Below are 18,837 nucleotides of genomic sequence, written 5' to 3' on the forward strand. Positions count from 1 at the left end.
CGCCGACCGCGAGTCATCGCGTGCGTCGTGGCGCCGCGGCCACTTTATATGATGATTATCATTGAATACGTATGCATTTCGTCCGCAGGGCTTTACAGTTCAAGCGGTTGCGTTAGAAAAACTTGGCATAAAAAATAAAATCAGAGCCCAGGGAGCACCTCCGCCATGGCGTTTCGTCCATATTCCAGCTTCATCTTCGCAGCCCTCTGCCTGGTGTCCGCCCCGGCTTTCGCCGATGTCGTCGCCAGTGGCGATTCCCCCGACAAGGTTCTGCATGTCGACGTCTCGATCGATGGCGAAGGCCGCCTGGCCTATGAGGTCAAGAAGAACGGCGCCGAGGTCATTGCGCCATCGCGCCTCGGCTTCGTCCTGACCAACGCGCCGAAACTGGATGGCAAGTTCGCCCTCGAGTCGACGACGTCCTACACCCACGACGATACCTGGGAGCAGCCGTGGGGCGAGCGCCGCTACATCCGTGACCACTATAACGAAGTCCGCGTCAATGTCGTGCAATCAGCCTATGCCAATCGCAAGATGACCGTGGTCTTCCGCATTTTCGATGACGGTGTCGGCTTCCGCTACGAATTCCCCGACCAGGCTCAGCTGAAAGGCGTCAAGATCAGCGAGGAGCTGACCGAATTCGACGTCGCGACCCCGGCTACCGCCTGGTGGGCGCCGGCTGGCGAGCTCTACAATCTCGAATATCAGTACGAAAAGACGCCTCTGGCCGAGGTCGGTCAGGCCATGACGCCGCTGTCCGTCAAGACCGACAACGGCACCTATATCGCCTTCCACGAGGCCGCCCTGGTCGACTATGCCGCCATGTGGATCCGCCGCATCGACGGCCAGCGCCTGCGCGCGCAATTGGCGCCGTCATCACTTGGCCCCAACGTCGATCGTGAGGCGCCGTTCACCACGCCGTGGCGTACCATGATCATCGCCGATTCCGCGCCCGGCCTCTATATGTCGAACATCGAACTGAACCTGAACGAGCCCAACAAGCTGGGCGACGTCTCCTGGGTCAAGCCCTATAAATATGTCGGCATCTGGTGGGAGATGCATCTCGACAAGACGACCTGGGCGCAAGGCCTGCGCCACGGCGCGACGACCGAAAATACCAGGAAATACATCGATTTCGCCGCCAAGAACGGTTTCCGCGGCGTCCTCGTCGAAGGCTGGAATGTCGGCTGGGACGGCGTCTGGTACGGCGACGGCAAGGACTTCTCGTTCACCCAACCGACCGCTGATTTCGACCTGAAGGGCCTGGCCGCCTATGCCGCATCGAAGGGCGTTCACCTGATCGGCCACCACGAAACCGGCGGCAATATCGCTCACTATGAAACCCAGATGGATGACGCCTATAAGCTGGACGCCAGTCTCGGCATCGACTCGATCAAGACCGGCTATGTCGCCGAAGGCGGGGCCGCGCAATTCGCCGCTCCGGACGGCACCATTGTCTACGGCAATACCGATAGCCAGCAGGGCGTCGAGCATTACCTGAAAAGCCTCCAGGCCGCCGCCAAATACCATGTCGCCATCGACAGCCACGAGCCGGCTAAGGACACCGGCCTGCGCCGCACCTATCCCAACTGGGTGTCGCGCGAAGGCGCCCGTGGCCAGGAATATAACGCCTGGGGCAACCCGCCCAATCCGCCGGAGCACGAAACCAACCTGGTCTTTACCCGCATGCTGTCGGGGCCCATGGACTTCACACCGGGTGTCCTGTCACTGGAAGGCCATAACCAGCCGATCCAGGCGACCCAGGCCCACGAATTGGCGCAATATGTCGTGCTCTATTCGCCGATCCAGATGGCCGCCGACCTGCCGGAAAACTACGCCAAATATCCCGGCCCGTTCAAATTCATCAAGGACGTCCCGACCGATTGGGCCGACACCCAGGTGCTGAACGGCGAGATCGGCGATTACGCCACCTTCGCCCGCAAGGACCGCAATTCCGATAACTGGTACCTCGGCTCGATTACCGATGAGAATGCACGGACATTGACCGCCCCGCTCAGCTTCCTCGACCCCGGCCGCACCTATGTCGCCGAAATCTATCGCGACGGCGACCACGCCGACTATCGCGGCGACGCCCGTTTCGACATTGCGATCGAAAAACAGACCGTTACCTCGACCGATACCCTGACCTTGAAATTGGCGCCCGGCGGCGGCGAAGCCATCCGCTTCGTTGCGCAAGGAAAAGGCAAGAAATAGCGTCCCGACACACTGGTGTGTGCGCACTGGGGCGGTCCCGAGCCGCCCCTTTTTTTTGCGCAAACGCGTGGTTTAAAGGCTCGTCGATAGCCTCTGCCGGCGAGATTCGGAGTAGTTATGGCCTAAATCGAGGAAAACCAGCGCTCCGAATAGAAGTCGGTCATTTGGAAAATGGTATTAAAATACCGTACTGGCGGCCGTGGACCGTGCGTCTATCTCCCAAACAGGGCGGACAGGCGAAAGGCCTATGGTCGGTGTATTCGGTCTTATGAAACCTTATTCTATCGGCCGTATGCCATTCGGAGTGCCGATTTTCCTCGATTTCGGACACAACTACTCCGAATCGCGCCTATCCCTTCAAAACAGCCGCCTTTAGTTCGTCCTTGAAGCGCGATCGCATCTGCGGCCCCATCGCCCCCAAGGGGCCGCGCAAAGCCGGCGGAATATGTTCCGCCCCGCCGTCACCAAAGACGTAGGTTTCGAACATCGCCCGCCAGTAGTCGAGCTGGCCCGCCGGCAAGTCCTTGATCGCCAGTAACGCCGCCTGGAAGGTCATATACGGATCCTCCAGCCCGGCCGGCGACTTGCCCCACCAGTAATTGATGAGCACATTGAAATCGTCGAGCGAGGTGACGTGGTGCCACCAATGTTTCGGCACGAAGACAGCATCACCCGGCGCCAGCTCCGCCACCAGCGCACTGGCCAGGGCCTCGCGAAACCTTGGAAACCGTTCGAAATCGGGCGCGTCGATCCGCGCCAGGGACAGGGGCGGCGCCCGGTCGAACGGTCCGATATAGAGGTTGCCGACCTGCTCCGGCGGGAACAGTACGAAGCGGCGATGGCCGGCGACGACGCAGGCGATATTATGGTCGCCGTCATTGTGTGTCTGGCTGACCGTCCGTCCCCCGGCCCACAGCCTTGGCCCGACTTGCGGCGGCAACAGAGGCGAGGGGTTGTCGGCGGTAAAGCCCGGCAGATGGGTCTGGGTCGGGATCATCTGGATCGCCACGACCGGCGCATCGTTACGGGCGCTATTGGCGATGATCTGATCCAGCGCATCGCTTAAGCTTCGGTCGCGCTTGTTGAAATTATATTCGCTGAGATCGTCACCATAGAAGAACGTCCCGCCCGATGATGCCGGCGCTTCCGACACCGTCGTCGGCCTGCCGGCATCCAGCCGCTTGAGATAGTCGCGCAGAACCGCCGCGCCCTGCAAACCCGCCTTGACCGCCGGCCAATGCGATACCAGTCCCTTCAACACAAGCGGAGTCTGGCGCTCGAAAATCGCCCCGAAGGTCTCAGGCGTGACGCCCGCGACGATCTCGACATGCGGAAAGGCAAATTCGCTCTTTTCATTCATGACAAAAGCGTAGCAAAGTCCCGCGCAAAGAACCAGTCTTTCGGCGGGGAGCTCGATGCGTAAATACCTGATTGTCCTTGCTTTCGCACTGATCGCGACATCCGCGGCGGCAAGGCCGAAACCGGCCGATACGGTCTTCCTCAACGGCTATGTCTACACGGTCGACGCCAAGGACAGTACGGCCCGGGCCATCGCCGTCAGCGACGGCAAGATCGTCTATGTCGGCGATAATTCCGGCGCCAGGGCCATGACTGGCCACAAGACGAAAACCATCGATCTCGCCGGCCGTATGGTGATGCCCGGCCTCATCGACGGCCATATGCACCCACAGTCGGGCGGACTGCGCATGCTGAATTGTAATCTCAATTACGAAGCCCTGACGATCGCGCAATTTCAGGCGCGCATTCAAAAGTGCGCCGATGACGACAAGACCGCTGGGCCGAACGATTGGCTGGTCGTCATCAACTGGTTCGAGCAGAACATGCAGCCCGCCGGTGTCGTCCTGACCCATGAAGCCCTTGACGGCGTCAAGACGACGCGGCCGATCATGGTCCATTCGTCGTTCGGCCATTCCAACCTGACCAATGCCCGGGGTCTCGCCCTGGCCAAAATCACCCGCGATACACCCGACCCGAAAGACGGTGTCATCGTTCGCGACAAGGACGGTAATCCGACCGGCCTGCTCGAAGACGCAGCGCAAAGCCTGGTCGACACCCTCGTGCCGTCGCCGACGCCGAAGGTCAATCTCCAGGCCACCCAGATCGCGCTCAAGGCCATGCGCGAGGAGGGCATCACCAGCTTCCTCGACGCCTATACCGATATCGACACCATGACGGCCTACACGAAGGTGCAAAAGGCCGGTCAGTTGACGGCGCGCGGCCATTTTGCCGTGCTGATCGATTCCGGCCCCGACTACGATCCCGACAAGGCCATCGCGGAGGTGTTGAGCCAACAGAAACAGTTCGACCAGGGGCCTGTCGGCGTGGCGCCGACCTTGCGCGTCGATACGGCCAAACTGTTCCTCGACGGCGTCTATTCGGCGCCGTCCTTTACCGGGGTCATGCTGCAACCCTATTTCGAGAATGTCGGTACCGCCGACAAACCCGACTGGCGACCCGGCAAAAATCTCGGTCCGCCGCCCTATTTCACGCAAAGTCAGCTCGACACCACCCTGATCAAGCTGGCGGCCGCCGGCCTCGATCCGCACATGCATGCCGACGGTGACGGTTCGGTGCGCGAGGCGCTGAATGCCATCGAAGCGATGCGGACAGTCCATCCCGGCGACGATATCCGCCCGGCCGTCGCCCATGATGAAATCGTCGACCCGTCGGACTATCCGCGTTTTGCTGCCCTTAACGCCTTGCCCGTCCTGTCCTTCCAATGGGAAAAGCCGGCGGTCGATCTCAATGCCGAGGCAGCGCGTTATCTCGGGCCAGTGCGCTTTGCCCTGGCCGAACCCGCCGGCCTGCTACAGCTCTACGGCACGCGCATCGTTTTCGGCAGCGACTGGCCGGTCGACGCGCTTGACGAATGGAAGGCCCTGCAAATAGCGGTGACACGCAGCGCGATCGGCGACGACGCCGTCAAATATCCCGGCCGCCTGGGTATCGACCCCGGCCTGACGATCGCCCAGGCCGTGCGCGCCATCACACGCAATGCCGCCTACAGCCTGCATCAGGATGATGTCACGGGCTCGCTCGAAGTCGGCAAGTTCGCCGACCTGATCGTGCTCGATCGCAATATCATGCAGATCCCGCCCGACCAGATCGCCGGCACGCAGGTGCAACTGACCATGGTCGGTGGCAAGATTGTTTATCAGAAAGACGGTTTTCAATGATGTGGCTGGTTTATGTCGGCATGGCCACTTTCGCGGTTGTCTTGTTCTTTCCTCTGGCCCGTAGTTGGTTCCGCAAACCCAAGTCGCGCAAGCCGCTGCCGTCGCAAGTCAAGCTCTCGGTAACGCCTGTGGGCTTGACCGTCGAAGAGGTCTCGCGGAAATCTGTATTCCAGGCCACGCGACCCTTTTTCCTTTTGGAGGAAAAGTATCCAGACGGCAGCGACGGCGTCACGTAGACATCGGAGACCCGTCTGCTTGGACCCGGTTTCAGTATCGAGGAGCTGTCACGCAAGACGACGGCGACAGTCGACTGGTCGGCATTAACGCGCATCGCCGTTATCAAGACCGACCAGGGACCGTGGCAGGACGAACTGTTTTACCACGTCACCCATAACGGCGGCGAACTGACGATCCCTTCGCACGCCGACAATGCCGAAGCTTTCATCGACCACGTCAAAACCCTGCCGGGCTTCAAACCAGATGCCTTCGCCGCCATCGCCAAGCTCAGCCAAAATAACAGCTTCGTCGTCATTTATAATAGAACTCCCCCTCTTGGAGGGGGAGCTTGAAAAGGCGCTCTGCGACTTTTCAAGAGGGGGTAAATCTACCGTCCCAACACTCTCAGTCGTTCCAATGCATACAACACAATCCCGTCCGCCGCCGCGTCCGGATCGGTCAATACGTCCGCCGCCACAATCCGCAACACATCCAGCCCTTGCGTCTTTAACCATGCGTCCCGTAGCTCATCGCGCAGGCCTTGATCATCGATGGTATGCGCCAGGCCATCGATCTCGATCGCCAGCTTTGCCTTGGCGCAATAAAAATCGAGCACATAGGGTCCGATCGGATATTGCCGCCGGAATACCGGCTGTCCCGGTTCGCGTGTCTTGATCCGCCCCCAGATCATCATCTCGGGCAGCGACATGTTTTGCCGCAAGGTTTTGGCCAGTTCGAAAGATCGTGGGCGCGGCATCGTCGTTTTACCCCCTCTGTCTTTTTGTCGTTCCGCCAAAAAATCCAGCTCCCCCTCCATGAGGGGGAGTTCAATTGTGGTCTTCCACGCTACCGCAAAACCCGCGCTCGTATGCAACAAAAAAAGGCCGGAGTTTCCCCCGGCCCTTCGTCTTACTGGAACTTGTAGGTAATCTGCAGGAAACCGCTACGGCCGTTACCGTCATACCAGCTTGTGTTGTAATACGGATAGCTGACCCAGGTATTGTCATAGGGCGGCTTGGTATCGAACAGGTTGTCTATGGCCAGCGAAACGACGACCTTGTCATTGACCTGGTATTGCACCGAACCGTTATAGGTCGTGTACGATTTGACCCACGCGTCTTCGTCATAGTTCGGCAGGCGGCTGACATAGTTGCCGTCGATGTTGAAGGTCCACTTGCCGGTCGCCAGATTGGCGCTGATCGACGCCTTTTCACGCGGGATATAGTAGTCGGAATCGAAGGCCAGCTTATCGAGCGCCGAGTCGCCGACATAGCGCGTATAGGTGTGCTTGTTGACATAGGTATAGTTGCCCGACAGGCCGAGGCGGCCGATAGGAGTATCGAAATGCAGATGCGTCGATACGTCGTAGCCGTCGGTGCTTTCCTTGGCGACATTGATCGGATTGATGATAACCGTACGGACATTGCCGCTGCTGTTGCGCACGACGCGGGCAATCGCGTCGACACAGGTCGGCGAAGAGATGTCCTGGCTGCCGAGGCGGCATTCGGCTTCGTCGCGCAGGATCGGATCGACTTCGAGATCCTCGACCTCGCCCGACATATCGATCTTGAAATAGTCCGCCGAGATATCGAACATACGGTTCGGCGACCAGACAAAGCCGGCGTTCAATGACTTGCTGGTTTCCGGCTTGAGCGTGCGGCTGCCACTGGTCTGCACCTGGAAGCGGCTGTCGTCGCAATCGCTCGGATCGGCTTCCGGATCGTCACTCAGGCACTGGTAATAGTCGGGTGCGCTGCCTTCGACGAAACCGATGCCCTTATAGACATAGTTGAGGTCAGGCGCCCGGAAGCCGGTGCCATAGGCGGCGCGCAGCAGCAGGGTCTTGATAGGGCGGTATTCCAGGCCGAGATTATAGGTGCCCTGGCCGACATCGTGGCCGGCATAGTTGTAGCTGTCATAGCGCGTGGCCAGGCTGGCCTGGACGGTCGACAGCAGCGGCACACTGAACTCGACGCCCGTCGCCCAATGGGTGCGATGCCCCTTGCCCGGCGAGTCGATCCAGCTGAAATAGTAGGGATTGACCGCCTTCGGATCGGTGCCGAGGTCGTAATCCTGACGGCCCAGTTCGACCAGGGCGGAGAAGCCCACGGGGCCTGCCGGCATGTCGAACAGGTCGGTGGTGTCGACCTGGGCCGACAGGTTGGTGACCGCGCTTTTCGGCTTGTAGATACTGTCCTCGGCGATGGAGGCATATTCCGCGGTCGTCAGCGGCGTATAGAATCGCGTTGCATCGGCGTCGAAGACCGGCAGGCCGGAATCGTCGTCGAAGCCGTCCTGCTCGCCCAGGAACAGGGCATTGGCCTTGCGGAAATTGATCAGCGGGAAGCGCACCTTCGAATCGTAGACGCTGACATTCAGCGCGGCTTCGTAGTTCCACTTATTGTCGTTGCCGAAAGTGCCGCGTACGCCCGGTGTCAGGGTCAGGGTCGTTGAATCGACATGACGTGTCGCGGCGCCCAGACCGCCCATTTCTTCCGGTGTGAAGATGCGGTACCAGTTGTCGGTAAAGCCGTCGCGCGAATTGTAGAAGCTGCCGGTGTCGTCGCCGGTCTCATCCTCATAGCTCCACGAGGTCGGGCGCTTCAGCAACTCGATCTTGCTGACGCCGAACTGCACGTCGGTGAACAGATGCATGGTGTCGCTGACGTCGTAGGTAAAGGAGCCCAGGAGGTTGGCGGCGTTATGACGCGATTGCACGGTGCGGTAACCGACGGCGCTCTCGCTGCCGCAATAGGCGCCAAGGATGTCTTCGCCGTCGCCGTAATAGTCGTCGGTGGTGTAATGGGTGGTGCCGCCGTTGGTCGAGCTCGACAGGGCGCATTGGGCTTCCGTGGCGTCATTGGCATAATAGAGATCGCCGTCGAGGCGCTGCCAGTTGGTTACCGCTGTCTGGTAGGCAGGGTCCGGCGCATCGAGCGTCGAATCCTGGCGGTCGCGCTGGTAACCGTAGATGGGATCCTGGAACAGGAGTTCGCCACCGACCACGCCATGGAACTTGCCGGCCTCGAAGCCGGTCGAGGCGCTGAAGCGGTGCGAAGCGCCGCCGCCCTGTTCGTTCCAGCCGTAGCGGTAATCGAAGGTCGTGCCGTCGGCATGTTCCTTGAGCTTGAAATTGACGACGCCGGCCAAGGCGTCCGAGCCGTAAATGGCTGAGGCGGAGCCGGACAGGATTTCAATGCGATCGATCATCCCCAGCGGGATGTTGGAAATGTCGGTGAAGTTGCTGGAGCCGTTGAACGGCATCGGATAGTCGGCGATACGGCGGCCGTTGACCATCACCAGGGTATGGTTGGGACCGAGACCGCGCAGGTCGACCTGCTGGGCGCCGGGCGAGAAATCGGCGGCATTGCCGGATTGCTGCGATTGCGTTTCGCCGCCGTTCTGCGTCACGGTTTTGAGCACGTCGGGAACGCTGGCATAGCCGCCGGCGCGGATCTGGTCGGAGGTGATGGTCGTGACCGGCGCCGGCCCTTCCTTTTGCGTGCGGGGAATGCGCGAGCCCAGGATCGTCACGACCTGCGGCTCTTCACTGGCGGCGGTTGTCGTGTCCTGGGCGTGGGCGACGGTGCCTATGCCGTACAGGCTGCAACCCGCCAGCAGCGAAAGTTTGAAAAGACGGCTGATTCGGCTGGGCATGGTCAATCTCCTGTTAGGGTAAAGGCTTGATCGTTTCGTTTCAAAATGTACCAAATGTGTCGTAACTTGATTAAATGTGACAACAAAATGTCACGCCTGGCAATCAAATTGTTGCCTTAGCGGTAATTTGCGCTCAAAGTGACGCAAAATTGCTGCATTTGCTCTCTGCCATCTAGGCCGGCTATTGCCCGCTGGACAAGTTACAAAAAGGAAATCCGTCATGCGTCACTTCGTCTTGGGTCTGAGCATGGTCTTTGCGATAGCCTGCGCCGGTGGAGTGGACGCCAAGACGTGGAAATCCGGTCCCGGCTATAAGACCTTCGTCATCGGCGACGAGGCAGCGCCGACCCCCGACCCGGTCAAGGGCGGTCTGCTGCTGAGCGGTGGCGGCGATTGGAATTACGACGCCTTCCGCTGGTTCACCGCCCACGCCGGCCACGGCCATATCGTGGTGCTGCGCGCCTCGGGTACGACCGAGTCACAAGACGAATTCTACAACAATGTCAAAGGCGCGCTGTCGGTGCGCACCTTCCTGTTCACCGACCGCAAGGCGGCTTCCGACCCGCAACTGGTCGAGGCCGTCAAGAAAGCCGACGGCATTTTCCTCGCCGGCGGCGATCAGGCCAACTATGTCCGCATGTGGCGCGGTACCCCGCTCAACGACGCCATCGACGCCGCGGTTGCCGCCGGCAAGCCGATCGGCGGTACCTCGGCGGGCCTGGCCGTCCAGGGTTCGTGGCTCTACGGCGCCATGGACGGCGGCAGCATCACGGCGCCCGAGGCCATGGCCGATCCGATGGGCCCGGCTGTCACCATCGAGGGCAATTTCATCCACACGCCGATCATGGCCAACATCGTCACCGACAGCCATTTCGACACCCGCGAGCGCCTGGGCCGGCTGTTCGCATTTGTCGTCAAGGCGGAGGCCTTGCGCGACGCCGACGGCCAACGTCATGCCGCGCCTCTGGCCGGTTTGGGTATCGACGAAGCCGCGGCCATGACGGTCGAAAGCGACGGCCGGGCGCATCTTTATAGTATCTCCGACGGCCACGCCTGGCTGGTCCAGGGCGGCGAGGTCCACGACCTGGCGCCGGGCAAACCGCTCAACATGGCCGATGTCAAGGTCACCGGCATCGGCACGGGGAGCACTTTCAACATCCAGACGCTCGAAGTCGGCCAGCCGGCCTTCAACCGCACCTATGACGTCGTCAACGGCGTGCTGACCCAGCAAAAACACTGGTCCCTGGCCATCCACGGCGGCGCCGGTGTCATCGACCGTGGCGACCTGACACCGGAAAAGTAAGCTGCCTACCGCGCTGGCCTGACCGAAGCCCTGGCGGCTGGCCAGGCCGTGCTCGATAAGGGCGGCTCGGCCACCGATGCTGTCGAAGCGGCCCTGATCCCGCTGGAAGACAATCCTTTGTTCAATGCCGGCAAGGGCGCGGCCATCGCCGCCGACGGCAATACCTACCTCGACGCCGCCATCATGGACGGCGGTACGCTCAAGGCCGGCGCCGTCGCGGCGCTCACCACGACCAAGAACCCGATCAAGGCGGCGCGCGCTGTCATGGACCATTCGCGCCACGTCCTGATGGCCGGCGAGGGCGCTAATGCGTTCGCGAAAGCGCAAGGCTTGGAGCAGGTCGATCCATCCTATTTCCACACCCCGGAGCGCGAGCAGATGCTCAAGGATTGGCAAAAAGACCATACAGCCATGATTAACCCGACGCATATGTACGGAACGGTCGGTGCCGTGGCGCTCGACAGCGACGGTCACCTGGCCGCCGCCACCTCGACCGGCGGTCTGACCGGCAAGGAATGGGGGCGTATCGGTGATTCGCCGCTGATCGGCGCCGGCACCTATGCCCGCGACGGCGATTGCGCCGTGTCGGCGACCGGCACCGGCGAATATTTCATCCGCGATTCCGCCGCCCGCCAGGTCTGCGACCGCGTGCGCTGGAACCATGAAGACATCGCCACCGCCGCCTACGACACCATCATGTCGATCGGCAGTATCGGCGGCGACGGCGGTCTGATCGCCATGGACAAGGATGGCAAACCGGCCTTTGCCATTAACGACATCGGCATGTATCGTGGCGAGGTGTCGTCGGAGCAGACGACGCCTGTGACCGCCATCTATCCGGAAGAAAAGCTGAAGTGAGCATACGCAAGGGGCCGCAGCCCGATCTCGATGCCGTCGATACGCGCCTGATGGCCGCCCTGCGTGAAGATGCCCGCCTGCCGGTATCGCAACTGGCGACCCTCCTCGATATCCCGCGGGCCCAGGTCTATGCCCGGCTGGAACGGCTGGAAGCCGAGGGCATTATCGCCGGCTATACGGTGCGTCTGGGGGAAGCCTGGTCCAAGACGCGATTGCGCGCTCATGTCATGATCAAGACCTTGCCGCGCATGTCGAAAGAGGCGGAAAGCGGCCTCGCCGAAATCTCGGAAATCTCCGCCATCTACGCCATCAGTGGGGCCTATGATATCATCGCCTTGGTTGAAGCGGCCGATAGTATTTCGCTGAATGACCTGATCGACCGCATCGGACTTCTGGAAGGCGTCGAACGGACGACAACMTCGGTGATTCTGGCGGCCAAGCTGGAACGGTAAGCCGGCATGATGCGCGCCTCGCGCGACAGGACATGGCGAGCGTTCGCCCAAACAGGCGCAAAACGCCAGGCGTTAACCCTTAAGCGTTTCCTAATCCACACACCCATGTGAAATTGACGTATTGCCGCCACATTTCCTCTGGATTTTTATCTCGAAACGGGCGACCCTCGAATCCATCTGCATATCCCGCACATCTTCGCTGGCGCCCCCGTTTAAACAGGTTATTAACCCTAAACGGAGACACTGAGACAGAACTAAGTGCGAATGGCAGAGCGTTTTGCAAGCCTGGGGTGTAATTGGATGCGTAGGACAAGATTGAATGTAGTGCCGCCGGTTTCGAAAGAAGTGGCGCTCGGTCAGGTCATCGACGGCGACAAGGTGATGAGCCTGCCGACTCACGTCGCTCACAAGGCGACCTTCGAAGACTCGATGCCGTCGCCTGTCCGCGAGAGCCGCACCCAGCGTGTCCGCCGTCTCCAGGACGAAGCCCGCGCCCTGGCCCGCGAGCAGATCTCCGAGTTCGAATTGCTGATCGACGCCACCGCCAAGATGGCGCTTGAAATCGCCGATGGCGGTGAGGTCTATTCCATCGGCGCCCGCGAAATCTGCCGCCGCTTGGCCGACGAACTGCCGCGTACCCTGCAGACCCTTCAGGTCATCTCAAAAAAAAACTGACCCAAAGCGGCATGGTTAATACCCGGCAGGCGCCACCCGCGCGCCTGGACGCCGCCGAGTAAAATTATCTTTACCCGTACATTATAACACTGGTAGTGACTCGGTTTTTCCAATAGGATTCCCGGCTAACCTAAGGAATCCCCATGTTGCAGACCGGAAAAAGGTCGCTCAGTTGTCTGGCGTTAATCGGCTGTGCCGCGTTCGTCTTTGGCTGCCACAAGAAGCCGGAAAAGGCGCCCGCGCCCACGCCGGCTCCCGTCGTGGCCGCCAAGCCGGTAACGCCCCTGCCGCCGCGTACGCCCGGACTGTGGGAGACCACGGTCACCGAAGAGGGCAGCGAGGATACGCCGCAAATCCTGCAAATCTGCATCGACGCCATGACCGATCAACATCTCGGCATTCTCGGCACCGATCTGTCCGGCGACAAATGTTCAAAGAAGACCTTCAGCCGCAATAATGACGGCAGTTGGGGCTTGCTGGCCGAATGCGATATGGGCACCGGGGCGGTCACCGAATATTCCGGCTCGATTAGCGGCGACTATACCGCCGATTACACCATGAAGCTGCGGTCCCAGACGACCAACCCGACCCTGCCGCAGATGAATCGCGTCACCAACTATACCGTGGCGTCGAAGCGTCTGGGCGTTTGCGCCAAGGATCAGAGCCCGGGTGATGTCATCAATGAGGGCGTACGCGTCAACCTGTTCGACATGGCCGGCCTGCGGCCGAAAGGCCAGGCGTCGTCGGCAGAATCGGATGCACCGGCCGATGCCGGCGAGTAGCTTTTAAACCAGAAGCGCGTTCGGATTAGGATAGGGCCGCTTATGGAACAGGTGGTTGAAGCCCATCACCGCGCGGCCGACCGTATAGGCCAGGCAAACGACCATCAGGCTGACGGCGATCGTCGGCAGGATCCCGCCGAGATTATTCCTCTGAACGAAGAGATAAAAGATCAGCGTCCCCAGGATCGGCACGATGGCGATCCAGAAGGTGCGGACTTGGAAATGATAGTGGCCTTTGATCCAGTCGGGCGCCTTGTCCTCGGCGAAATTGGCGACGATCAGGGCCAGCACGCCGGTCAGGCCGAAGGTCATCACCATAAAGAACAGCAGGCCATAGTTCAGCACCGGCACGACACGGTCGTCCTTGAGAAACGTCGCGAGGTCCGACAGCGTGGAACCTTGGGGAGCAGGGGGTTTGGGCATTTTGCGGGTCCGGCGGGAGATAGATGAACCTATCGCACTGCTCCCCCACTGCAAAGAGTTATTTGCTGCGCTGCACTTATCCTACCAGGTTTGGTGCCAGGGGCGCCAGGTCGGTGACGCCGATATCCAGCCCCATCTGGCTCAGCAGCGTGGTGATCTGGCCGCGATGGTGTGTCTGATGGTTGAAGACATGGCTCAGGACCAGGCCCAGTGTCTTGGTAAAGGGCTCGCCGGCGCTGTTGCGATAGGTCAACGGCGCGGCCAGTTCGTCCTCGCGCAGATGCGCGATGAACTCGACCATCAGGGCGTCGAGCTGCCGGCGCACAGGCACATAGGCCGCCAGCGTCGGATATGGCATGTCGCGCAAGCCGGTCGGTTTCGGCAGATCGTCGAGCGGACTGAGGATCTGGCCGAACGGACAGGGCCGCAGGCGGTTCAGCCACATCAGGTCGGCGACCATCAGATGGTTCATCGTTCCCAGCACCGAACCGAAAAAGGCGCCGCGGTCCTCGCGCAAGGCATCGTCGTCCAGCGGTGTCACCACGGCGATCAGGCGTTCGTTCATCACGCCATTGTAATGCGCCATCAGGGCGAGATGGTCCTTGTAACCGAAGCTCATTTGACGAAGACCACGCAGACACCGGCCTGGTCGGCATCGCTGAGGGCTTCCGGCTTGCTGATCGACACTTCGACCCGTTCGACGTGCGGCAGGGCGACCAGGGTGCGCGCCATGTCTTCGGCCAGGGTTTCCACCAGGCGGATATGGCCGCGATCGATGAAATCGCGGGCGATCTGACCGACCAGCTCGTAATTGAGCGTGTCTTTCAGGCCGTGGATATCGTGCAGGCCGAGATCGAAGATGGCGTCGATAACCAGGGGCTGGGTGCGGCCGTGTTCGTGATCATAGATGCCGATGGCCGCCATGACCTTGAGACCCTTCACGAAGACGCGGCGTTGCGACAGGGGCATCAGGCAAGCTCCGGCCAGGCATCCGCCGGCAACAGGTCGTTGATACTGAGATCGGCGCGGTGGCACCATTCGCCCAGGCGCACGGGGCAGCCCAGGACGTCATCGAGCGAGAGAAGCACGCTGTTGGTCGGCGTTTCCTCCAGCTCAAGACGGGTGCAGACAAAATCCGGCACGTGCTTTTCGAGGATGGCGTTGAGTTTCATATAGAGCGCGGTCGCCACGGCCTCGGTCGTCGGGTCGCCGTCGATGACCAGCAGGCGCGGCACCAGGTCGGGCTCGTGCTGCTGGAAATAACCGATCATCGGATCGCCCGTGCCCAGTTGGAAGGCGTGGTCGAGGCTGTCGTCGACAAAGGCGTGCCATTGGCTTTTCAGGGCGCTGAAACTGGCGGCATAGTTGGCGGCGCCCCAGTCTATGCCCTTGGCCTCGGGGCGGGCCTGCAAACTGACCGCGACGAATTCGTTATGGCCGTGCGGTACCGCGCACTTCGAATTGCGATCGAAGCGCAGGCGGTGAGCCATGGAAAAACGGCGTTTGAACTGAACAAGCACGGCAGGGCCTTCGGATACGCGGGAAACTGGCCCCTGCTAAATCGCAAAGCCGGCAGGAAGTCAATTGCTGCCAGTGGTTCCGCTCAACTTCCCGGCGGGGAAGAGCGGCGTCGGATCGACAACTTTGTGGTTGTGCCACAGCTCGAAGTGCAGGTGGGGGGCGCCGGACAACGGCTGGCCGATATCCGCTATTACCTGGCCGGCGGACACTGTATCGCCGGTCTTGACGTTGATGCTGCCAAGGTGAGCGTAACGCGTCGTGGTGTCGCCGCCATTGTCGATTTCAACCGTTTCGCCATAGCCGTCGCGGTGCCCGGCGAAGCTGATCTTACCTGAGGCATGTGCCTTGACCGGCGTGCCGAGCGGAGCAGCGAAGTCGATGCCGATATGGTTCTTACGTTCGCCGGGCTGAGGATTTGGGCGGAAGCCGAAAGCGCTTGAAATCGGCGCATCGACCGGGCGGACGATGATCGGCTGGACGGCCGGGGCGAGCGTGGGCTCGTTTGCGGGCGCGCTGGCTGGCGGTTGGGTCTGGGCGAAGGCCAGTTGCGCGCCTGTGACAGGCACGGCCAGGGCGACGATGGCGATAATCCAGGCGGCGGCCTTGGGTGGACGCGGTGTTTGGGTCATGATGTGATCAAGCCTCAGGGCATAGGTTTTGCGGTCGGGAGACGAAGCGGCGGCGACACAGGACGGCGCTGTGCCAACCGTGTGCTTCAGAGCCGCGATCAGGGCGCGGGCATAGGCATGGCGCCGGTGTGGGGTGGCGGTCAGGACATGTGCGTCGCAGGCCAGTTCGGCCGCCAGCCGGCAGGCGCGGCCTTGCTGCCGGATCATTGGATTGAACCACAGCACGGCCTCGATGAGGCTGAGCGCCAGGAACCACAGAGGATCGCCGCGACGGAGATGGGCGCGTTCGTGGGCGACGATCAGGGCCGTATCATCGGCACTAAGCGTCGTTGTCAGGGTGGCGGGCAGGATGACGCGATGATTGCCCCAGGCGAAGGCCGGGACAGCGGCCGCGGTGCGGAAAATGCCGTCGTGCGGCGTTGCTTTAGCGGCGATGCGCGCCAGTTTGGCCCAGACGACGGCTGTGCGCAGCAGCAGGACGCTGGTGATCAAGGCGTACGCGGCAAGAAGCGCGGGGACGACAAAAGGCAGCAGGTTGGGTGCCTGCGTTGCTTGATGACCGGTCGGCGCGGTAACGGGCCCGACGGCTGCAGCAAATGTGGCCGCAAGCAGAGGTGTCTTGACCAGAGGAACGATGAACGGCGCCATCAACAGCACAACAGCGCCGACGACAATCGGCAACAACAACAAGGCGAGGATCAGCTTTTCAGCGCCATCGGAGAGAGTCGGGCGACCTTGCAAGGCGGCCAGGCGGGCGAGATGGACGAGCAGGCTCCACAGCAGGGGCAGCGCGACGAGGACGATCACAGCGCTCATGACTGGGCATCCTTATCGGCCAGCTTTTCCAGCAGGGCTTCGAGTTCGGCGACCTCGTCCTGGGAAATTACCCGGCTGTGGGCGAAGGTCGCCGCCGGCATGGGCTCGGTGCTGTCCAGCACATTGCGGGCGAAGTCGGAGACGAGTGCCGCCAGGGTCTCCAGCTTGGACTGGCGGGCGACGAAGGTCTTGAGCCCATGGACCATCTCGATGGCGATCAAGTCCTTCTCGACCATCCGCTCCAGGGTCTTGCGCGTGGCCGAGAACGACCAGCCGGTTTCGGCCTGGCTGACATCATGGATTTCCCGCGCGCTTAGACGTTTGTCGCGCCAGATATGACGCAACAGTTTCAGTTCGAAGTCGCTCGGTTTAAGCATGGGGAACCCCTTGTCGCCGCTATGTGACATACGTCGCACACGTGTGACGGAGAGTCAAGGGGCGGGAATGCAACGTGACAGGCGAATATTATCAACTCTGCGATGGTCTGCTTATTCTTGTTCCTCCCCGCTTGCCGGGGAGGGGGACCGCGCCCGACTTCGGGCGTGGTGGTGGGGCATCTTGCTACGTTCCAACACCAACATGCGGATGCCGTCGGCGACCGAGTCGGCGTCGCGGTAGATTTCCGCCGCCGGCACACGGTACGTCATTATACCCAGGTTTTCGAAAAACGCGTCGCGGCGTTCATCGCGGAGGGGCCGATCACCAAAGCCATGATGAGCGCCATCGACCTCGATTGCCAACCGAGCTTCGAAACAAAAGTAATCAAGAACGTAGGGTTTAAATTCGCCAAAAGAGCGTTTGATGACAGGGTTGCCGGACCTGATCTTCAATCGGCTCCACAACAACCGCTCGGCTTCACTCATCGACTTGCGCAATCTGCGAGCCAGCTTAATGTGCGCCTTGGGTTGTTTCATCGTCGGTCCACCCCACCACCATTTCGCTTCGCTACATGGTCCCCCTCCCCGGCAAGCGGGGAGGATCACATCATATTAGCACTTTTACCTACAGGTAGAACTGCGTCATGTTTTGCAGCGAAACCGGCGTGATGCGCGGAGCGTTACCGGCCGTGCCGAATTGCTCGAAGCGATCCTCGCAAACCTTCTGCATGGCGGCATAGGCCGGCTTGAAATAGCTGCGCGGATCGAAGCCGGCTGGGTTCTCGGCAAAGGCCTTGCGGATACCGCCGGTAATAGCCAGGCGCAGGTCTGTATCAATGTTGATTTTACGTACGCCCATCTTGATAGCGCGCTGCAGTTCTTCGACCGGCACGCCCCAGGTTTGCGGGATAGCGCCACCATAGGCGTTGATCTCATCTTGCAATTCCTGCGGCACCGACGACGATCCGTGCATGACCAGGTGCGTATTGGGCAGGCGTTTATGGATCTCCTCGATAACCCCCATGGCGAGCACTTCGCCATCCGGTTTACGTGAGAATTTATAGGCGCCGTGGCTGGTGCCCATAGCGATCGCCAGGGCGTCGACATTGGTTTTGGCGACGAAATCGACAGCCTGATCGGGATCTGTCAATAGTTGATCGTGTGACAGGACGCCCTCGGCACCGTGGCCGTCTTCGGCCTCGCCCATGCCGCTTTCCAGCGAACCCAGCACGCCCAGCTCGCCTTCGACCGAAACGCCGCAGGCATGGGCCATATCGACCACCTTGCGCGTGACCTCGACATTGTACTCATAATCGGCCGGGGTCTTGGCATCCGCCATCAGCGAGCCGTCCATCATCACGCTGGTGAAACCGTGCTGGATGGCCGAAGCGCAGGTGCCCAGGCTATTGCCGTGGTCCTGGTGCATGCACAGCGGAATTTCCGGATAGATCTCGGCAAGCGCGTTGATCATGCGCTTCAGCATCAGGTCGTTGGCATAGGCGCGGGCGCCGCGCGACGCCTGCAGGATCACCGGCGAAGCGGTCTTGCGCGCCGCCTCCATGATGGCGATACCCTGTTCCATATTGTTGATGTTGAAACCCGGAACGCCGTAATTGTATTCGGCGGCGTGATCCAGCAATTGCCGTAAGCTTATACGAGCCATGTTCTTTCCCTTTTTCCGTGGAAGCGGTTGTGGAGGCAACAACCGGTTCCGATA

The 18,837-nt window shown here is 60.9% G+C and carries 19 protein-coding genes and 1 pseudogene; 8 read left to right on the top strand and 12 right to left on the bottom strand.

What is annotated here, in order from left to right:
- Window positions 1–165: 165 nt before the first annotated feature.
- Window positions 166–2,214 (top strand): glycoside hydrolase family 97 protein, encoded by a 2,049-nt coding sequence (locus AC1DX3_RS09720; RefSeq protein ID WP_476989079.1) that lies wholly within the window; start codon window positions 166–168, stop codon window positions 2,212–2,214.
- A gap of 349 nt (window positions 2,215–2,563) precedes the next feature.
- Here the strand turns inward: AC1DX3_RS09720 and AC1DX3_RS09725 are convergent, their stop codons facing one another.
- Window positions 2,564–3,574: a cupin-like domain-containing protein gene (locus tag AC1DX3_RS09725; RefSeq protein WP_476989080.1), complete on the bottom strand. Its 1,011-nt coding sequence runs from the start codon at window positions 3,572–3,574 to the stop codon at window positions 2,564–2,566.
- 55 nt (window positions 3,575–3,629) lie between these two features.
- On the opposite strand from AC1DX3_RS09725, the gene AC1DX3_RS09730 reads away from it, so the two are divergent.
- Window positions 3,630–5,411: an amidohydrolase gene (locus AC1DX3_RS09730; RefSeq protein ID WP_476989081.1), complete on the top strand. Its 1,782-nt coding sequence runs from the start codon at window positions 3,630–3,632 to the stop codon at window positions 5,409–5,411.
- Entirely contained in the window at window positions 5,408–5,647 is a 240-nt protein-coding gene (locus tag AC1DX3_RS09735) for a hypothetical protein (protein WP_476989082.1), read from the top strand. The genes AC1DX3_RS09730 and AC1DX3_RS09735 overlap by 4 nt, the downstream gene beginning before the upstream one ends.
- An 84-nt stretch (window positions 5,648–5,731) precedes the next feature.
- Here AC1DX3_RS09735 and AC1DX3_RS09740 read toward each other — a convergent pair whose 3' ends face one another.
- From AC1DX3_RS09740 to AC1DX3_RS09750, 3 genes are all read right to left on the bottom strand, one after another.
- Window positions 5,732–5,923 (bottom strand): hypothetical protein, encoded by a 192-nt coding sequence (locus AC1DX3_RS09740; protein WP_476989083.1) that lies wholly within the window; start codon window positions 5,921–5,923, stop codon window positions 5,732–5,734.
- Between the two features lie 92 nt (window positions 5,924–6,015).
- Window positions 6,016–6,504 carry an endonuclease domain-containing protein gene (locus AC1DX3_RS09745; RefSeq protein ID WP_476989084.1) on the bottom strand — a complete coding sequence of 163 codons (489 nt, stop codon included), beginning with the start codon at window positions 6,502–6,504 and terminating at the stop codon, window positions 6,016–6,018.
- A 32-nt stretch (window positions 6,505–6,536) separates the two neighbouring features.
- The gene (locus AC1DX3_RS09750; RefSeq protein ID WP_476989085.1) at window positions 6,537–9,284 is read right to left on the bottom strand and encodes a TonB-dependent receptor domain-containing protein; all 2,748 of its coding nucleotides are present in this window, start codon (window positions 9,282–9,284) and stop codon (window positions 6,537–6,539) included.
- Between the two features lie 220 nt (window positions 9,285–9,504).
- Between AC1DX3_RS09750 and AC1DX3_RS09755 the strand changes: the two genes are divergently transcribed.
- From AC1DX3_RS09755 to AC1DX3_RS09775, 5 genes and pseudogenes are all read left to right on the top strand, one after another.
- Complete coding sequence (locus AC1DX3_RS09755) at window positions 9,505–10,587, top strand: cyanophycinase (protein ID WP_476989086.1); 1,083 nt, start codon at window positions 9,505–9,507, stop codon at window positions 10,585–10,587.
- A gap of 15 nt (window positions 10,588–10,602) precedes the next feature.
- Window positions 10,603–11,445: pseudogene (locus tag AC1DX3_RS09760) on the top strand (isoaspartyl peptidase/L-asparaginase family protein); the annotation flags it as partial.
- Window positions 11,442–11,897 (top strand): Lrp/AsnC family transcriptional regulator, encoded by a 456-nt coding sequence (locus AC1DX3_RS09765; protein ID WP_476989087.1) that lies wholly within the window; start codon window positions 11,442–11,444, stop codon window positions 11,895–11,897. The pseudogene AC1DX3_RS09760 and the gene AC1DX3_RS09765, both read left to right, overlap by 4 nt.
- A gap of 300 nt (window positions 11,898–12,197) precedes the next feature.
- Window positions 12,198–12,572, top strand: coding sequence for a hypothetical protein (locus AC1DX3_RS09770; protein ID WP_476989088.1), 375 nt, complete (start codon window positions 12,198–12,200; stop codon window positions 12,570–12,572).
- A gap of 143 nt (window positions 12,573–12,715) precedes the next feature.
- Window positions 12,716–13,354: a DUF3617 domain-containing protein gene (locus AC1DX3_RS09775; RefSeq protein ID WP_476989089.1), complete on the top strand. Its 639-nt coding sequence runs from the start codon at window positions 12,716–12,718 to the stop codon at window positions 13,352–13,354.
- Between the two features lie 3 nt (window positions 13,355–13,357).
- Here the strand turns inward: AC1DX3_RS09775 and AC1DX3_RS09780 are convergent, their stop codons facing one another.
- The 8 genes from AC1DX3_RS09780 to fba all read right to left on the bottom strand — a co-directional run bounded on the left by AC1DX3_RS09780 (window position 13,358) and on the right by fba (window position 18,783).
- On the bottom strand, window positions 13,358–13,777 hold the full coding sequence (locus tag AC1DX3_RS09780; RefSeq protein ID WP_476989090.1) for a hypothetical protein: 420 nt from the start codon (window positions 13,775–13,777) through the stop codon (window positions 13,358–13,360).
- A gap of 76 nt (window positions 13,778–13,853) precedes the next feature.
- Window positions 13,854–14,396 (bottom strand): DinB family protein, encoded by a 543-nt coding sequence (locus AC1DX3_RS09785; RefSeq protein ID WP_476989091.1) that lies wholly within the window; start codon window positions 14,394–14,396, stop codon window positions 13,854–13,856.
- Window positions 14,393–14,746, bottom strand: a complete 354-nt coding sequence (folB, locus tag AC1DX3_RS09790) for a dihydroneopterin aldolase (protein ID WP_476989092.1) — start codon at window positions 14,744–14,746, stop codon at window positions 14,393–14,395. Before folB ends, AC1DX3_RS09785 begins: the two co-directional genes overlap by 4 nt.
- Window positions 14,746–15,297, bottom strand: a complete 552-nt coding sequence (locus tag AC1DX3_RS09795) for a 6-pyruvoyl trahydropterin synthase family protein (protein WP_476989093.1) — start codon at window positions 15,295–15,297, stop codon at window positions 14,746–14,748. Before AC1DX3_RS09795 ends, folB begins: the two co-directional genes overlap by 1 nt.
- Window positions 15,298–15,357: 60 nt before the next feature.
- On the bottom strand, window positions 15,358–16,743 hold the full coding sequence (locus tag AC1DX3_RS09800) for a M23/M56 family metallopeptidase (protein WP_476989094.1): 1,386 nt from the start codon (window positions 16,741–16,743) through the stop codon (window positions 15,358–15,360).
- Window positions 16,740–17,120 (bottom strand): BlaI/MecI/CopY family transcriptional regulator, encoded by a 381-nt coding sequence (locus AC1DX3_RS09805; RefSeq protein ID WP_476989095.1) that lies wholly within the window; start codon window positions 17,118–17,120, stop codon window positions 16,740–16,742. Before AC1DX3_RS09805 ends, AC1DX3_RS09800 begins: the two co-directional genes overlap by 4 nt.
- Before the next feature lie 111 nt (window positions 17,121–17,231).
- Complete coding sequence (locus AC1DX3_RS09810) at window positions 17,232–17,657, bottom strand: endonuclease domain-containing protein (protein WP_476989096.1); 426 nt, start codon at window positions 17,655–17,657, stop codon at window positions 17,232–17,234.
- Window positions 17,658–17,745: 88 nt separating this feature from the next.
- Window positions 17,746–18,783 carry a class II fructose-bisphosphate aldolase gene (gene fba / locus AC1DX3_RS09815; RefSeq protein WP_476989097.1) on the bottom strand — a complete coding sequence of 346 codons (1,038 nt, stop codon included), beginning with the start codon at window positions 18,781–18,783 and terminating at the stop codon, window positions 17,746–17,748.
- Window positions 18,784–18,837 lie beyond the last annotated feature (54 nt).

The sequence above is a fragment of the Asticcacaulis sp. P2_B1 genome, assembly GCF_056404915.1.